At 62.2% G+C, this 14,948-nt stretch carries 6 protein-coding genes and 1 pseudogene; 5 read left to right on the top strand and 2 right to left on the bottom strand.

The annotated features are described in order from the left end of the window. Positions 1–52: 52 nt before the first annotated feature. Positions 53–3,888 (bottom strand): annotated as a pseudogene (locus APH28_RS07655) (RHS repeat-associated core domain-containing protein); the annotation flags it as partial. A gap of 390 nt (positions 3,889–4,278) precedes the next feature. Continuing rightward, positions 4,279–5,910 carry a twin-arginine translocation signal domain-containing protein gene (locus APH28_RS07660; protein ID WP_060508351.1) on the bottom strand — a complete coding sequence of 544 codons (1,632 nt, stop codon included), beginning with the start codon at positions 5,908–5,910 and terminating at the stop codon, positions 4,279–4,281. Positions 5,911–6,088: 178 nt separating this feature from the next. On the opposite strand from APH28_RS07660, the gene pvdM reads away from it, so the two are divergent. The 5 genes from pvdM (at position 6,089) to APH28_RS07685 (ending at position 13,988) form a co-directional block, all read left to right on the top strand. Further along, the gene (gene pvdM / locus APH28_RS07665) at positions 6,089–7,447 is read left to right on the top strand and encodes a pyoverdine-tailoring dipeptidase-like protein PvdM (RefSeq protein ID WP_060508375.1); all 1,359 of its coding nucleotides are present in this window, start codon (positions 6,089–6,091) and stop codon (positions 7,445–7,447) included. After that, positions 7,447–8,736 (top strand): pyoverdine-tailoring periplasmic protein PvdN, encoded by a 1,290-nt coding sequence (pvdN, locus tag APH28_RS07670; protein ID WP_060508352.1) that lies wholly within the window; start codon positions 7,447–7,449, stop codon positions 8,734–8,736. The genes pvdM and pvdN overlap by 1 nt, the downstream gene beginning before the upstream one ends. Positions 8,737–8,761: 25 nt before the next feature. After that, a complete protein-coding gene (locus APH28_RS07675) occupies positions 8,762–9,616 on the top strand; it encodes a formylglycine-generating enzyme family protein (RefSeq protein ID WP_060508353.1) in 855 nt (284 codons plus the stop codon). Positions 9,617–9,776: 160 nt separating this feature from the next. After that, the gene (locus tag APH28_RS07680) at positions 9,777–11,435 is read left to right on the top strand and encodes a cyclic peptide export ABC transporter (RefSeq protein ID WP_060508354.1); all 1,659 of its coding nucleotides are present in this window, start codon (positions 9,777–9,779) and stop codon (positions 11,433–11,435) included. A 183-nt stretch (positions 11,436–11,618) separates the two neighbouring features. After that, the gene (locus APH28_RS07685; protein WP_256248809.1) at positions 11,619–13,988 is read left to right on the top strand and encodes a TonB-dependent receptor; all 2,370 of its coding nucleotides are present in this window, start codon (positions 11,619–11,621) and stop codon (positions 13,986–13,988) included. Positions 13,989–14,948: the final 960 nt, after the last annotated feature.

Here is a 14,948-nt window from a genome sequence, read left to right on the forward strand (position 1 = left end):
CAGCGCGAAAGGCTGCATTTCTTGATGAGAATTTTCCACTTATCGCATCAGGCTGGCAACTACTCAAACCAAGAGGATCGATCCACCCCAGAGAACTCGGCGCATAACTGTAGAGATTTCCCCCCCCAATAGCCCTATCGGATCTTGCGTTACAAATCGTCCGACCTCAGGGTCGTAATACCTAAACGTGTTGTAATGCAGTGCTGTTTCAGCATCAAAGTACTGACCTTGGAAGCGCAGATTTTGCTGGACGTCATTTACAGGTAGCTGCTCTACTTCACCCCATGAGCGATAAGTCGCCTGCCAGACGATGTAGCCATCACGATCCGTCATCTCCAGTGGCGTACCAATCAGGTCGGTGTGGAAGTAGTAGAGTTCCTGCTCTTCTCCCTCTGTCTGGTCAACCCGCGCCAACGGCGCAAAGCTCCCCGGTTCATACAGGTACAAGATGCTCCGCCCAGGCGTCTCCTCACGCAGCATCCTCAAGCCTTGCCAGAGGAAGCGCTTCTGCTCGACTACACCCTTGATCTCAGCCCGCTTGGCCACCCGCCGCCCAAGGCTGTCGTACCGGTACTGCCCGGTACTCTCCAGCTTGCCATTGACCACTGTTTCCGCCCGCACCAGCCGGTTCTCGCCGTCATAGGCGAATGTCTGCAGCTTGCTGTGCCCCGAGCGCTTCTCGATCAGGTTGCCCCAAGGGTCGTAGCGGTACTCTAGATCCCGCCAATGGCTGATCCGGTTGTCCTTGAACTTGGCGAACGTCCGCGCATTGAAGTCCAGCCGGTTGGCCGCCGCGTCATAGCGAAACTCTTCACTGCTTACCAGCGAGCCGGTATCGCGGCTACGCAGCTGACCGTTGGCTTCGTACTCGTACTTGACCTCGCCCCGCAGTTTGTCGAGCGTGCGCACCAGCTCACCCGCCGGGTCGTACTGGTAACGGCGGTGAATCGGGTTATAGGCATGCTCCACCAGCAGCGACGTATTAATGCCTGTGTTGTGCACCTGCGAAAGCTTGTCCGCAGGCAAGGTCGAAGCAAATTGCCAGGCCTTGCGCCCCATCGCATCGTAACCAAAGCAACTGGTGAGCTTGCCCTGAGTCCGGTAGACCTCGCGGTGCAGGTCGTCGCGCTCCATGTCGCTGATCACCTGGCCATCCAGATTCAACTGGTGCAGGTGCCCGCTGCCGTAGTACAGGTGATTGACCTTGCGGCCATCCGGCAGGGTCAGTGTGGTCAGATTGCTGAGCGGGTCATACTCGTAGCACAGCGTCCCATCGGGCGTGATTTCTCTGGTCAGACGCCCCAGCACGTCGTAGGCGTACTCCAGCTTTTCCTCGGTCACCCCAAGTTGTTTGCCGAGTCCAGTCGGTTGCCGCTCGATGCTCAGCAACCGGTCACCCTCGTCATATGCGAAAGTCTGTCGCGCATCGCGGTTGATCTTGGCAACCAGTCGGCCAATGGCATCACGCTCGAACAGCGTATGCCGTTCCGGGCGCTCGGCGTTTTCGCCGTAGCCAATCTCATCCAGCCGGACCAGATGACCACCAACGTTGTAGCTGAAGCGCCGGGTCAGGTTATCCACCCGCACCTCCTCGCTCAGCCGATCCGAGGCGTCGTAGGCAAAGCTGTACGTCGCGTTGTTCTCGTTGACCAGCGCGGTCAGGCGAATCGCCTGGTCATACTCGTAGCGAATCATTCCCCCTTTCGGATCCCGGCGGTTGCTCGGCAAACCACGTGAGGTGCGCAGCAAACGGGTGGTATGGCCCTTGCCATCGGTGTAATCAAGCACCTGGCCAAGGGTGTTGTAAGTGAAGGTTTCCTTGCTGCCATCCGGGTGCCTGATGCGCAGCACTTCACCGTCCGGTTTGCGCTCCAGCGAGGTGGTCTGGTTGAGCGCATCGGTCACCGCCACCAGATGCTGACGCTCGTCATAGCGGTAGTAAGTGCTCTTACCCGAGCAGTCCTGATAGCGCTCGATCTGGGCCTTGGCATTCCACCACAGGTATTTGGACTTGTAGGTCGCATCGATGATGGTGTGCGGCAGGCCGTCATCGCTGTTGAGGTACTCGGTCATCTGGCCGAGGGCATCGAACTCGGCGAGCAGGTTGCCCATGTCGTCGTAACGTGCGCGCCAAGTGCTGCCATCCGGGTAGGTGACCTTGGTCACCAAGGTTGTCAGGTGGTGATGCTCGTACTGGATCTTGCGGCCCAGCGGGTCGGTTTCTTCGAGCAGGCGGGAGAATTCGTCGTACTTGAAGGTCAGGCGATTGCCGTCTGGCAGGTCGAGGCCGACCATATTGCCCTGCTCGTCCAGTTCGACGGCGTAGCGCTCGCCACCGTAGTCGCGGCTGGCGATGACGCGGTGGTCGTCGTTGTACTGCACTTCCAGTTCGCGGCCGAGTACGTCGGTGGCCCAGCTGGTACGGGCGTCGAGGTCGTAGCGGAAATGGTAGTGCTCGCCATCGCTGGTCCAATGCTCGACCACCCGTGGTTTGCCATCCAGAGTTTCCCAGCGGTAGTGGCAGCCCAGGCCGAGAGCGTTGCTGTGGGTCACCATCAGGCCTTCGGCGTAGCTGAAGCTGCGCACGGTGTCGCCGTTGCGGTTGATCACCTTGGTCAGCTGGCCGTGTTCGTCGTAACGGTACTGGGTGAGCGTTTCGACGGACTGGTTGTCGACCACGCGCTTGATGTCCGTCAGGCGGCCTAGCGGGTTGTCGTAGTGCAGGTGTACCCGGGTACCGCCGGTGGCGCTGATGTCGGTCAGGATGCCATCGGGCGTACGGGTGAAATGCAGGAAGTGGCCGAGGACGTTTTCGATGCGCTGCAGCGGCACCTGGGTGTTGGTGTCGGGTACTTCGCCGAAATAGAAGAATAGGTTGTCGAGGGTCTGCAGCAGGTAGTGACCGCCCTCGGTGCACACCAGGTACACCTGTTCATGCGGGTTGTAGATGCGCTCGCCCGGTTGCAGGGTGACGAAAGGGATTTGACGGCCTTGGTTGTCGCTGAGGTAGATGAAGCTTCCGGCACGGCGCAGGCTCTGCTCCCATGGCAACACCCAGCCGCGGCCGAGCACGCTGTCGACGGTCAGGTCGCTGGCGTAGAAACGCGACCACTCGATCGGCATCAGGCCAGGCAGGCTGAAGTCGATTTCATCGGGGATCACCTTGCGGCCGGTGGTGAGATCCACCGGATTGCCCGCCAAGCCGCCCAACACCCTGCGGGCTACCGGTTCGACCAGATAGCGGGAAAGCACTTCGCCGGCGACGAAGCCGGCCGTGAACCTCATGGCGCAAGGGAGGGCGGCCTTCATGCCCGCCTGGGTACCCATCTTGAGCACATTGGCAACGCCAGCGGCTGCGCCGGCGATCGCCATCAGCACATCCACGGTGGTGCGCAGCCCTTGCGGGATCTCGTCGTCCACCGGCAGGTAACGGTAGGTGCCGCCGCCTATAAAGACATTGTTCGAACCACCGGAGAGGGTCGCGCCGCAAGTCAGCTTGTCGCCCTTGCGCGCAGCGGCCACGCCATTGATGAAGACGTTGGTCGAGCCTTCGGCGATCTTTACCGGCCCTGGGTGCTTGTCACAGGCGCCGATGCTTTTCTCGACCCGGGCAGCCTTGCGGTTATTGATGAAAACGTTGGGTGAGGCAGTAGTTATCGTCCCGGAGGGGGACTGGAACAGACTGCCTAGCGCCTCGCCGGCGGCGGTCAGCAGGCTGCCTCCGACACCGGCAGCGAGGCCGGCCAGCAAGCCCACGCCGAACCCGCAGGTGAAGGTGGCGATCGCCACTGTCGCCACCAGCGCGATGCCTAAGGCCGCGCCCAGCAGGAAGCCGCCCATTGCGCCTGTGTGTGATATTTCGTCGCCGAACCTGGCTGCTTCGAACATGAGGATTACTCCTGTTCGCCAGATACGGGATGGCCTGCGACCGGGTCGCGTCGATCCATTAACATCAGCATCTCCATGAAATGCACGGTGAACAATTCAATCCAATTGCCGTGTAATCATCCGTGAAAGGCGCTGAGTTAATAGGCTTGAGCGTTGTAGTGTCAACCGGGTGCAGGCCTTGTGCGGCGGGGGTTACAGGGGGATAAACATGAGATCAAAAAGCCACACGCCAGGGAAATCATTGCCTCCCGAGCAGGAGATTGACGCGTCAATTCAAAGAGGCTTTTTGTAACTTCAGAAATGTCTGTAGGAAAAATCGCGGCCGATCGGGGAGGCTGAACCTGCCAGGGCGGGCACCTGCAAGCCATTAAACAACCCTACCGCCCAAAATCACGCCCCCTCCGGCAACTTCATATGCCGCGCATACCAAGGCCTGCGCGGCGTACGCCGCAGCAACTCACCAACATCCCGCTCGCCACTGAAGGCAATGCGCAACGCCAGCTTCATTGCCTCCACCTCCATCTCCCCCGCCCCGCCCCCGGCATCGGAAATGCCACCGCAACCATGGGTGGTCGGCCCCAGCCAAGGGTCGCCAACCTGCACCCATCGCCCCGGCGCAAACCACGACACGCCATTGACCTCGCGCCGCTGCACCTCACCCGGGTGAGCGCGCTCATGGGCGCGGTACCAATCCTCGATGCGGTCATCGATCCAGCCATGGAAACGCCAGAACACCGGGTTGACGTGGGACGAGAACGGGTCGCCGAGAAAGTCGTTTTCCTCCCGGAACCAGCGCGCCGCATAGTCCGTCTGGTTGCGATCCCCCATCACCGGCGCACCATTGGAAGGGTCACGGGTGACGGTCGCCCAGCGCATGTGCAGCCAGTCGTGGATGTTCAGTTCCACTTCCGAGCCGAACTGCCCCAAGGTCAGGCGACTGAGGTAGTCCGGGTCCTGGTATTGCGACTCCCAGACCTGAAAGTTGCTGAAGAAGGTTTCCGCCGCCTTGATGTCATGCAACCACTGGCTCAGTTCTTCATCATTGGCCGCGACCCAGGCCGGCGGCACCGAGTTGCCATCATGGTTCTCCTGATAGCGGATAAAGCCCAGCCGGTCGTACTCCAGCTGCGGTGACGGCAGCGGCAATTGAGTCCAGTTCGGCAAGTCGGGCTGCAGGCCACGGGCGTGCCCCAGCATGTGCCGGTGCATGAAGAAAAAGTCCTCGCCAGAACCATTGAGGTGCTTGCGCCGCCCACGTGCGCCGCGTTCGGCATCAGGCGGGCCAGGTTGCCAGCCGGCTCCGCGCAGGGCATCGCGCTTGTTGTCGTCCAGCCGGTGCCACTTGTCCCGGGTGGCATGCCACACCTGGTGGAACAAGCGATGTTCGGGCGAATTCAGCCAGGCCATCAGCGCCGGCGCTAATGGCGTGACTTGGCGCGCTTCGGGGAAAGCGCGCTTGCTGGCGACGAAGTGGTTGTCCGGTTCAGTCATCAACAATGGCCGGTCGATGCGGCGAATGCGCCCGGTCAGGGTGCCGGCGCCAGCGTTGCCCCAGGACGCCCAGACTTCATCAAGGGTCGCCTCCAGTTCATGGCTCGGCGACGATTCCCCGGCCGGCACCAGACGCCAGCGGACCTTGCCGGCATTGGCGGCAACCAGTTCGCCGAGCACCCGGTAGCGTGGCTGATCATTGCCTCGCAGGCGTTCAGCCACGTCGATGAAACCGCGCAGCGAACGCCCGGTCGGGCCGACATCGAGCAGCATCTGCACGCCCTCAAGTGGCAAGCCGTCGAGGCCGGCATCGGTGCCTGTGAAGCGCAGGTCCCAGATGCCACGCAGCTTGTCGGCAGTGCGCACACCCGTACCAGCGGCGGCCTCGACCGTGGCTTCGCCAGGGGTCTCGACCTCATCTTTCCCGAGTTTTTCATCATGATCGCGCGGCTGGCGCGCATACCACGCGGCCGAACCCGCCGCCCCGGCCACCGCCAGCCCCACCATGAACCCACGCCTGGAAAACCTCATCACCACATCCGTATCCGTGTCAGCCACGCCTATCGAGCTAGAACGAGACGCCGCGCGGCAAATTTACTGGCAGCACGCCGCTAAATTTCCCGCTGCCGCTCTCGTCCCTCCGTGACAGGCAAGCCCCGTGATCGCGGCTGCCGCTACCGCATCGACCCTGGCAACCAACGGGATGGCAATGAACACGACCCGCATCCGCAAGGCCCCCTACCTCGTCGCCCTGGCGCTGACCCTCGCGCTCGCGGGCGCCGCAGCCTGGTACTTCTTCATCTACCTGCCCGCCGGCTACCCGCGCGAGGTGATGAAACATGCCGAGGAGCTGCAAGAGCGCATCATCTCCTTCGACAGCCACATCACCGTGCCGCTGAACTTCGGCACCGAAGGCAAGGAGGCCGACAGGGATGGCAGCGGCCAGTTCGACTTGGTCAAGGCCGGTCGCGGTCGCCTCTCCGGCGCTGCGCTGACGATCTTCGGCTGGCCGGAAATCTGGAACGGCGCCAACGCGCCCCATCGCCCGACCGCCGCCTTCGTCGACGAAGCGCGCCAGCAACAGGAAATGCGCTACAAGATCCTCACCGGCATGGTCCGCGACTATCCCAACCAGGTCGCCATCGCCTACACCCCTGCCGACTTCCGACGGCTGCACGGCGAAGGCAAGTTCGCGATCTTTCTCAGCATGCTCAATGCCTACCCGCTGGGCCACGACCTCGATGCCCTGAATACCTGGGCCGCACGCGGCATGCGCATGTTCGGCTTCAGCTACGTCGGCAACAACGCCTGGGCCGACTCCTCGCGCCCGCTGCCATTCCTCAACGACACCCCCGACGCCCTCGGTGGCCTGTCGCCGCTGGGTGAGCAGGCCGTGGGCCGGCTCAACGACCTGGGGGTGATCATCGACGTGTCGCAGATGTCCACCCTGGCCCTGGAAGACGTTGCCCGCCTGAGCCGTGCGCCGATGGTCGCCTCCCACTCCGCACCCCGTGCGCTGGTGGACATCCCGCGCAACCTCAGCGACCACGAACTGCAAGCGATCAAGCACAGCGGTGGCGTGGTGCAGGTGGTGGGCTTCCCGGCCTACCTCAAGCCCCTCAGCCAGGGCACCCTGGACAAGCTCAATGCGCTGCGCAAGCGCTTCGACCTGCAACCGCTGAACGGCCTGGCCAATGCCCTGATGCCAGGCGACGCGATCATCTCCATCTGGCCGGAGAAGAAGTTCGGCGAGTACGCCAGCGCGCTGTACGCCATCCTCGACGAAGAGCCCCGCGCCACGGTCAAGGACATGGTCGACGCCATCGACTACACCGTGCGCAAGATCGGCATCGACCATGTCGGCATCGCCTCCGACTTCAACGATGGCGGCGGCGTGACCGGCTGGATGAACGTCGGCGAGTCGCGCAATGTCACCGCCGAGCTGATCCAGCGCGGGTACTCCGACGCCGACATCGCCAAGCTGTGGGGCGGCAACTTCCTGCGGGTGTGGGAAGAGGTACAGCGCCTGGCCAAGCCAGGTGCCAACACCCAGGCGGAGCGCGGCTGATGAACGACCGTCGCAGCTTTCTCAAGCACGCAGGCCTGCTTGCCGCCGCCCTGCCCTTGACTGGCAGTTTTGCTCAGACCGCACTGGCCGCTACCCCGTTGGTAAAACCCGGCCTGAACAAATGGCAGGCCCTGCGTCAGCAGTTCGACCTGGACCCGGCCTACCTGCACTTCTGCAATTTCCTGCTCGCCTCACACCCCCGCGTGGTCAGCGAGGCCATCGCCCGCTTCCGCGCGCGGCTGGACCAGAACCCGGGCGAAATGGTCGACTGGGACCGCGAGGAACTCTGGGGTTATGAGAATGAAGTGCGCGCCTGGGCCGGTCGCTATTTCGGCGTACAACCGAGCCAGGTAGCCCTGACCGGCAGCACTACCGAAGGCTTGTCGATGATCTACGGCGGCCTGCAGGTGGCGCCGGGCAAGGAGATCCTGGTCAGCGCCCACGAGCACTATTCCACCAACACCCGCCTGGCCTACCGCGAACGGTTGATGGGCACCCAGGTGCGTCGCGTGGCGCTGTTCAAGGACCCGCAACTGGCCTCGGTGGACGAGATGCTCGGCAACATCCGCCAGGCCGTCCGCCCGGAAACCCGCGTGCTCGGCATGACCTGGGTGCAGTCTGGCAGCGGCGTAAAACTGCCGATCCGTGAAGTCGGCGAACTGGTGAAAACGCTCAACCAGCGCCGTGACGAGCAGGACCGGATCATTTACGTGGTCGACGGCGTTCACGGCTTCGGCATCGAGGACGTGAATTTCGCCGATTTCAACTGCGACTACTTCATCGCCGGCACCCACAAATGGCTGTTCGGCCCACGCGGTACCGGCGTGATCATCGCCCGCGAAGCCAAGCCCCAGCCGTACCTGGTGCCCAGCCTGCCGACCTTCACCAAGGGCGAGCACTTCGGCACCTTGATGACCCCCGGCGGCTACCACGCCTTCGACCATCGCCTGGCCCTGGGCAAGGCGTTCGAACTGCACCTGCAGTTGGGCAAGGCCGACGTGCAGGCCCGCGTGCACCAGCTCAACGACTACCTCAAGCAGCGCCTGGCCGAACACCCCAAGGTGCAATTGGTAACGCCACGCAGCAGCCAGCTGTCCGCCGGCTTCACCTTCTTCCGCGTCGAGGGCCGCGATTGCGACGCTGTCGCTCGCCACCTGATGGCCAACAAGGTGATCAGCGATGCGGTCGACCGCGACGTCGGCCCGGTGGTGCGCCTGGCCCCGAGCCTGCTCAACGACGAAGCCGAGATCGACCGGGTGATGGCCATTCTCACCCCTCAACTCGCCTGACCTTTTGCCTTTCAAGAGAACCGCCATGCATATGCTCAAGCCCCTGGCCCTGGTGGCCGCCCTGCTCGCCAGCGCCCCGGCCCTTGCCGCCGACACACACACACCCGGAAAAACCTTCAAGGACTGCAAGGATTGCCCGCAGATGGTCGTGCTGCCTGCCGGCAGCTTCACCATGGGCGTGCCTGACGACGAAGTCGGCCGCCAGCCAGACGAAGGCCCGATGCACACCGTGACCTTCGCCAAACCCTTCGCCATCAGCCAGTTCCAGGTGCAGGCCAAACAGTTGCAGGCCTGGCAGCGCGACGCCAAGGTCACCCTCCCCGACGGCGACGACCGCCCGGGGCGCCGCTGCACCAACGGCAAGCCCAGCTACCCGCAAGGCCCCGAGCAGCCGGCGGTGTGCATCAGCTACGACGAAGTGAAGGCCTACGTCGCCTGGCTGTCGAAAAAGACCGGCAAACACTACCGCATGCTCAGCGAAGCCGAGCGCGAATACGGCGCTCGCGCAGGCTCCAGCGGCCCGTTCCCGTTCCCCTTCGATGAAGGCAAGGAATACAGCATCGCCAAGCACGCCAACACCTACGGCGCCGCCGACGGCTACAACTACACCTCGCCCGCTGGCAGCTTCCCGGCCAACGCCTTCGGCCTCTACGACATGCACGGCAACGTCTACGAGTGGGTCGCCGACTGCCGGCACGACAGCTACGTCGGCGCGCCCGCCGATGGCAGCGCGTGGATGGAAGCGAGCTGCAAATACAACCACATCCGCGGCAACGACTACAGCGAAGCGCCGGTGTTCTCCCGCTCGGGCAACCGCAATTACCGCGAACCCTATGTGCGCGGCGACTGGCTGGGCTTCCGGGTAGCCCGCGAGCTCTGAGCGACACCCCGCTGCGCAGTACCTGCCTTGCCCGGGCGCACGGCCCGGGCAGGCTAAATCACAGCCCCCTCCACACGTCTTTTCACTGGGCAACCCGCCCACACGGCGCGCGCCGCACGCAGCGCCAAAACCGCACCCGCGTACCCACCAGGAATTCACCATGAACCGATCAACCCCTGGCGCACTCCGCGAACTCCTCGGCCTGCTCAAGCCTTACCGACTGATCGTCGCCCTGGCCGTCGTGCTGGGGATCGTCGGCGGCCTGTGCATCACCTTGCTGCTCGCCAACATCAACAATTTGCTGCACGCCCCCGGCGCCATCACCTGGGGCGTGGTACTGGCGTTCGCCGGTATCTGCCTGCTTGCCCTGTGCGCCTCCATCGCCTCGGACATCGGCACCAACTATGTCGGCCAGCATGTGATCGCCAGGCTGCGTCGCGACCTCGGCGAAAAAGTGCTCAGCGCCCCCATCGAGCAGATCGAACGCTACCGCAGCCACCGCCTGATCCCGGTGCTGACCCACGACGTCGACACCATCAGCGACTTCGCCTTCGCCTTCGCACCGCTGGCGATTTCCCTGTCGGTGACCCTGGGTTGCCTCGGCTACCTGGCACAGCTGTCGTGGCCGATGTTTCTGATCACCGCGTGCGCCATCCTGATCGGTACTGCCGTGCAATACATCGCCCGCGTGCGCGGCATCCGCGGCTTCCACGCCGCCCGCGAGGCCGAAGACGAGATGCAGCGGCACTACAGCGGTGTCGCCTCCGGGGCCAAGGAGCTGCGCATCAGCCGGCCGCGTCGCCAGCGCATGTTCGAGGAGCGCATCAGCCGCACCGCCAACTTCATCCGCGACACCCACATCCGCTCGATCAACATTTTCGTGGTCGCCAAGAGCCTGGGCTCGATGCTGTTCTTCGTGGTCATCGGGCTGGTGCTGGCCCTGCAACAGGCCGAACTGATCACCGACCCCAAGGTCACCAGTGGTTTCGTGCTGGTGCTGCTGTTCATGAAAGGGCCGCTGGAGCACCTGGTGTCGACCTTGCCCATCGTCAGCCGCGCGCAAATCGCCTTCCGCCGCATTGCGGAGCTGTCGACCCAGTTCTCGTCCCCCGAGCCGCATCTGTTGCTCAATGCCTCTGAAGTCCCCGACCGGCAGATCAGCAGCCTCGAACTGCGCAACGTGCGCTTTGCCTTCCCGCCAGTGGACGGTGCCGCGCCGTTCGCTCTGGGACCGATCAACCTGCGCGTCGAGCAGGGTGACATCCTGTTCATCGTCGGCGAGAACGGCTGCGGCAAGACCACGCTGATCAAGTTGCTGCTGGGCCTGTACGCCCCCCATGAAGGCGAGATCGTGCTCGACGGCGAACCGGTCACTGCCAGCAACCGCGACGACTACCGCCAGCTGTTCACCACGGTGTTCGCCGACTACTACCTGTTCGATGACCTGCTACAGGACGGCCAGGCCTTGCCCGAGGATGCCGGCAAGTACCTGCAACGCCTGGAGATCGCCCACAAGGTGCAGATCCGCGATGGCGCCTTCACCACCACCGACCTGTCCACCGGCCAGCGCAAGCGCCTGGCGCTGGTCAACGCCTGGCTGGAGAAACGCCCGGTGCTGGTGTTCGACGAATGGGCCGCCGACCAGGACCCGACCTTCCGGCGCATTTTCTACACCGAACTGCTGCCGGAACTGAAGCGCCTGGGCAAGACCATCATCGTCATCAGCCACGACGACCGCTACTTCGACGTGGCCGATCACCTGCTGCGCTTGCGCGACGGCAAGCGGGTGGAAGAACAAATCACAGCATTTTCACATTGATTTTTCCGGTTCTGGGGAGCCGGCACGTTACATAAATGCAAATAAAACTCATAAGTAATCTATCTGCCAACACTGAGTATCCGCATGACCATTACCACGCTTTCGCCGCTCGCCCGGGCGGTTCGCAGGAAAACACTGGCCATACTCCCGCCATCGCTGCTGGCCTGCGCGCTGGCGGCTTCCATGGCAGCGCAAGCCGCGCCGGTCGCGCTGGATATCCCTTCGCAAGGGCTGGTGGGGGCACTCAATACCTTGGCCAAGCAGGCCAACCTGCAGCTGCTGTATAGCCCGGACGCGGTGCACAACACCCCGGCGCCAGCGGTCAAGGGCAACATGGAGCCGGAACAGGCGCTGCGCCTGCTGCTGCGCGACAGCGGCCTGACTTACCAGCTCGATGGCCACACCATCACCCTGAGCGGGCCGGCTGACGCTTCCGCGCTGAACCTGGGGCCGGTGAACATTTCCGGGCGCCAGTTCGATGCCACCACCGAGGACTCGGGGAGCTACACGTCCAACGCGGTGACCATCGGCAAAGGCACCCACCGCCTCAAGGACATCCCGCAGTCGGTCAGTGTGGTCACCCGCAAGGCGATGGACGACCAGCGCCTCGACACCCTCGACCAAGTGCTGGAAAAGACCACCGGCATCACCACCTACCAGAGCCCGTCCGGCGGCAAGTACATCTACTCGCGCGGCTTCGAGGTCGAGACCATCCAGTACGACGGCGTGCCGCTGGATCGCCGCTATTACGGCATCGGCAGCAGCTTCACCTCCGACACCTTGCTGTACGACCGCGTCGAGATCCTGCGCGGTGCCAACGGCTTGCTGCAAGGCAGCGGCAACCCGGGAGCGGCCATCAACCTGGTGCGCAAACGTCCGAAGGCCGAGCCGACCCTCTCCATCACCGCCAGCGCCGGCTCCTGGGATACCTATCGCCAGACCATCGACGCCAGCGGCCCGCTGACCGCCGACGGCCGGCTGCGCGGGCGCCTGGTCGCCGGCCACGAGGACCGCGACTACTTCTACGACACGGCGGAAAGCCGCAAGAACGTGCTGTATGGGATTCTCGAATACGACCTCAACGACTCCACCACGGTCGCTGCAGGCGCCAGTGTCGAAGACCTGCACTCAACGCCCTATTTCGGTGGCCTGCCGCGCAACAAGGACGGCAGTGCGGTGAACGTCAGCCGTTCCACCTTCACCGGTGCCGACTGGAACAAGTGGAACAACAAGCAGACCACCTACTTCGCCGATATCACCCACGACTTCAACGAAGACTGGCGCCTGAAAGCCTCCGGTAGCTACATCCGCGAAACCAACGACATTTTCTACAGCTTCGGCCGTGGCGCCGTCGACCCGGCAACCGGTAACGGCATGCAGTCGCGTGCCTACCTGTACGACTTCGAGAACATCAACCAGGGCGCCGACATCAACCTGACCGGCAAGTGGCGCGCCTTTGGCCTGGAGCACGAGGTGGTGGTGGGTGCCAACGCCAGCGACCTACGCACCGACGACCTGCAAGGCGGCCTGCTCAACCTCGGCCCGATGAACATCTACGACCCGGTCTCGCCTCGCGAACCCACCCTGGATGAAATGCTCAGCACCACCTACGCCGGTGTGTCCAAGGCCAAGATTCGCCAGAATGGCGTGTACGGCGTGATGCGCTACAAGCTGATCGACCCGCTGACCCTGGTGCTCGGCGCACGGGTCAGCAACTACAAGTACGACTATGAACTGACGCGCTTCACCACGACATCGCCAGACCCTGCACACGCCAAGGAAACCGGTGAAGTCACTCCGTACGGCGGCCTGATCTACGCACTGAATGATCAATGGTCGGCCTACGTCAGCTATGCCGACATCTTCAAGCCGCAGACCGAACTGACCGAAGACCTCGCCCCGCTCAAACCGATCGAAGGCTCCAACTATGAGATCGGCCTGAAGGGCGAATTGCTGGATGGCCGGGTCAACACCAGCTTCGCGGTGTTCCGCGTCGACCAGAAAAACCGTGCCCAGTACGATTACTCGTCGGTGTGCGGGCAGGACGGTGAAACCAACTGCTACGTGGCTGGTGGCAAGGTGCGCGCCGAAGGCTTCGATGCAGAAATCAGCGGCGAAGTGCTGGCCGGCCTGCAACTGTTTGCGGGCTATACCTACACCTCGACCAAGTTTCTCAACGACCCGGGTGATGGGAGCACGGCGTCCGGCGCTACCTTCAACAGCTACACCCCACGCCACCTGCTGCGCTTCAGGGGTGACTACAACTTGCCTGGCGAGTTGAACCAGTGGACCGTCGGTGCCGGCGCCAGCATCCAGAGCAAGAACCACAACACCAACCAGGGTGGCACCAACGGCATCGACAAGATCGAGCAGGCTGGGTATGCAATCTGGAACGCCCGCGTGGCGTATCAGATCAATCAGAACTTCAGCGTCGCCCTCAACGGCAACAACCTGTTCGACAAGAAGTACTACTCCTCCATCGGCTGGCTGAACGCGAGCAACGTGTATGGCGAACCACGCAACTACACCGTGACGCTCAAAGCCGACTTCTGACGCTGACGGTATGAAAAAAGCCCCCTGGCGTGATGCGCCAGGGGGATTTTTTCACGCGGTTGTGACATACGAACCACCGCCACTATCATGGATAAACCAGCGAATTGACGTGCAACAAATGGCACTTACCATCTCGCCCCTGACTTAATCCGATCCGAGGTTCGGCAAAGACCAACCGCACCTCGGAATAATCTTCCAGCGTTTTGATCAGCGACCTTGATGCCTCCAATGAATCGAGCAGCGTCTTTTGAACCTATGAATTACCAACATAAACATTGTCATCAGGGAGATTCATAACCCAAGGCTCAGCGAAAGAAGAGCAGAACACATCAATCCGCCGGCCGTCAGAAAGTATAAATGAAGGATCTATCGGCTGATCCTTGATAACCCAAGAAACATCTACAACTGAAAGACCTTCCATCCCTTCTACGCATACATCTTCCAGACTATCCCAGCATGCAAACAATAGCTCTTTATCTTTTGACACCCGCCAAGCGCTAGTAGTGACAAAACTCCAATTGTCGCCCGACAAAACCAATGAATCGCAGCAGCGGCCATAACATCCAGCCACTGTGAGTTCATTATCAACAACTGCCGCTTCTTCTCAGGCTGCATTTCGGCATAGCTGTGCAAGTGTATCACTGCCGCCTCATTGAGCCCGGCTGTAACTGCACCGGTTTTGAAATCGCCTCCAGCCGCCTCCGCGGCCAGCCCGCCCATTACCGGAGCCTAATGATCAAGGCAATGGCGCCCACGTATTTTTAAATAGACACCATCGCCATTGAACTTAAATGAAATAAAGTGAGCCTGCCGGAAAACTTCATAAATCAGTATTACAGCACCCTACTTACGACAAACCATCACCCCTATCATCAATCACCCGACGAATCTATATACAACAAAAGACATTTACCATCCCGTTTAACAACGAGACTAATGGGCTTCGCTGTTTGCCCCTCA

The sequence above is a fragment of the Pseudomonas sp. NBRC 111124 genome (genome assembly GCF_001320245.1).
GTDB lineage: Bacteria > Pseudomonadota > Gammaproteobacteria > Pseudomonadales > Pseudomonadaceae > Aquipseudomonas.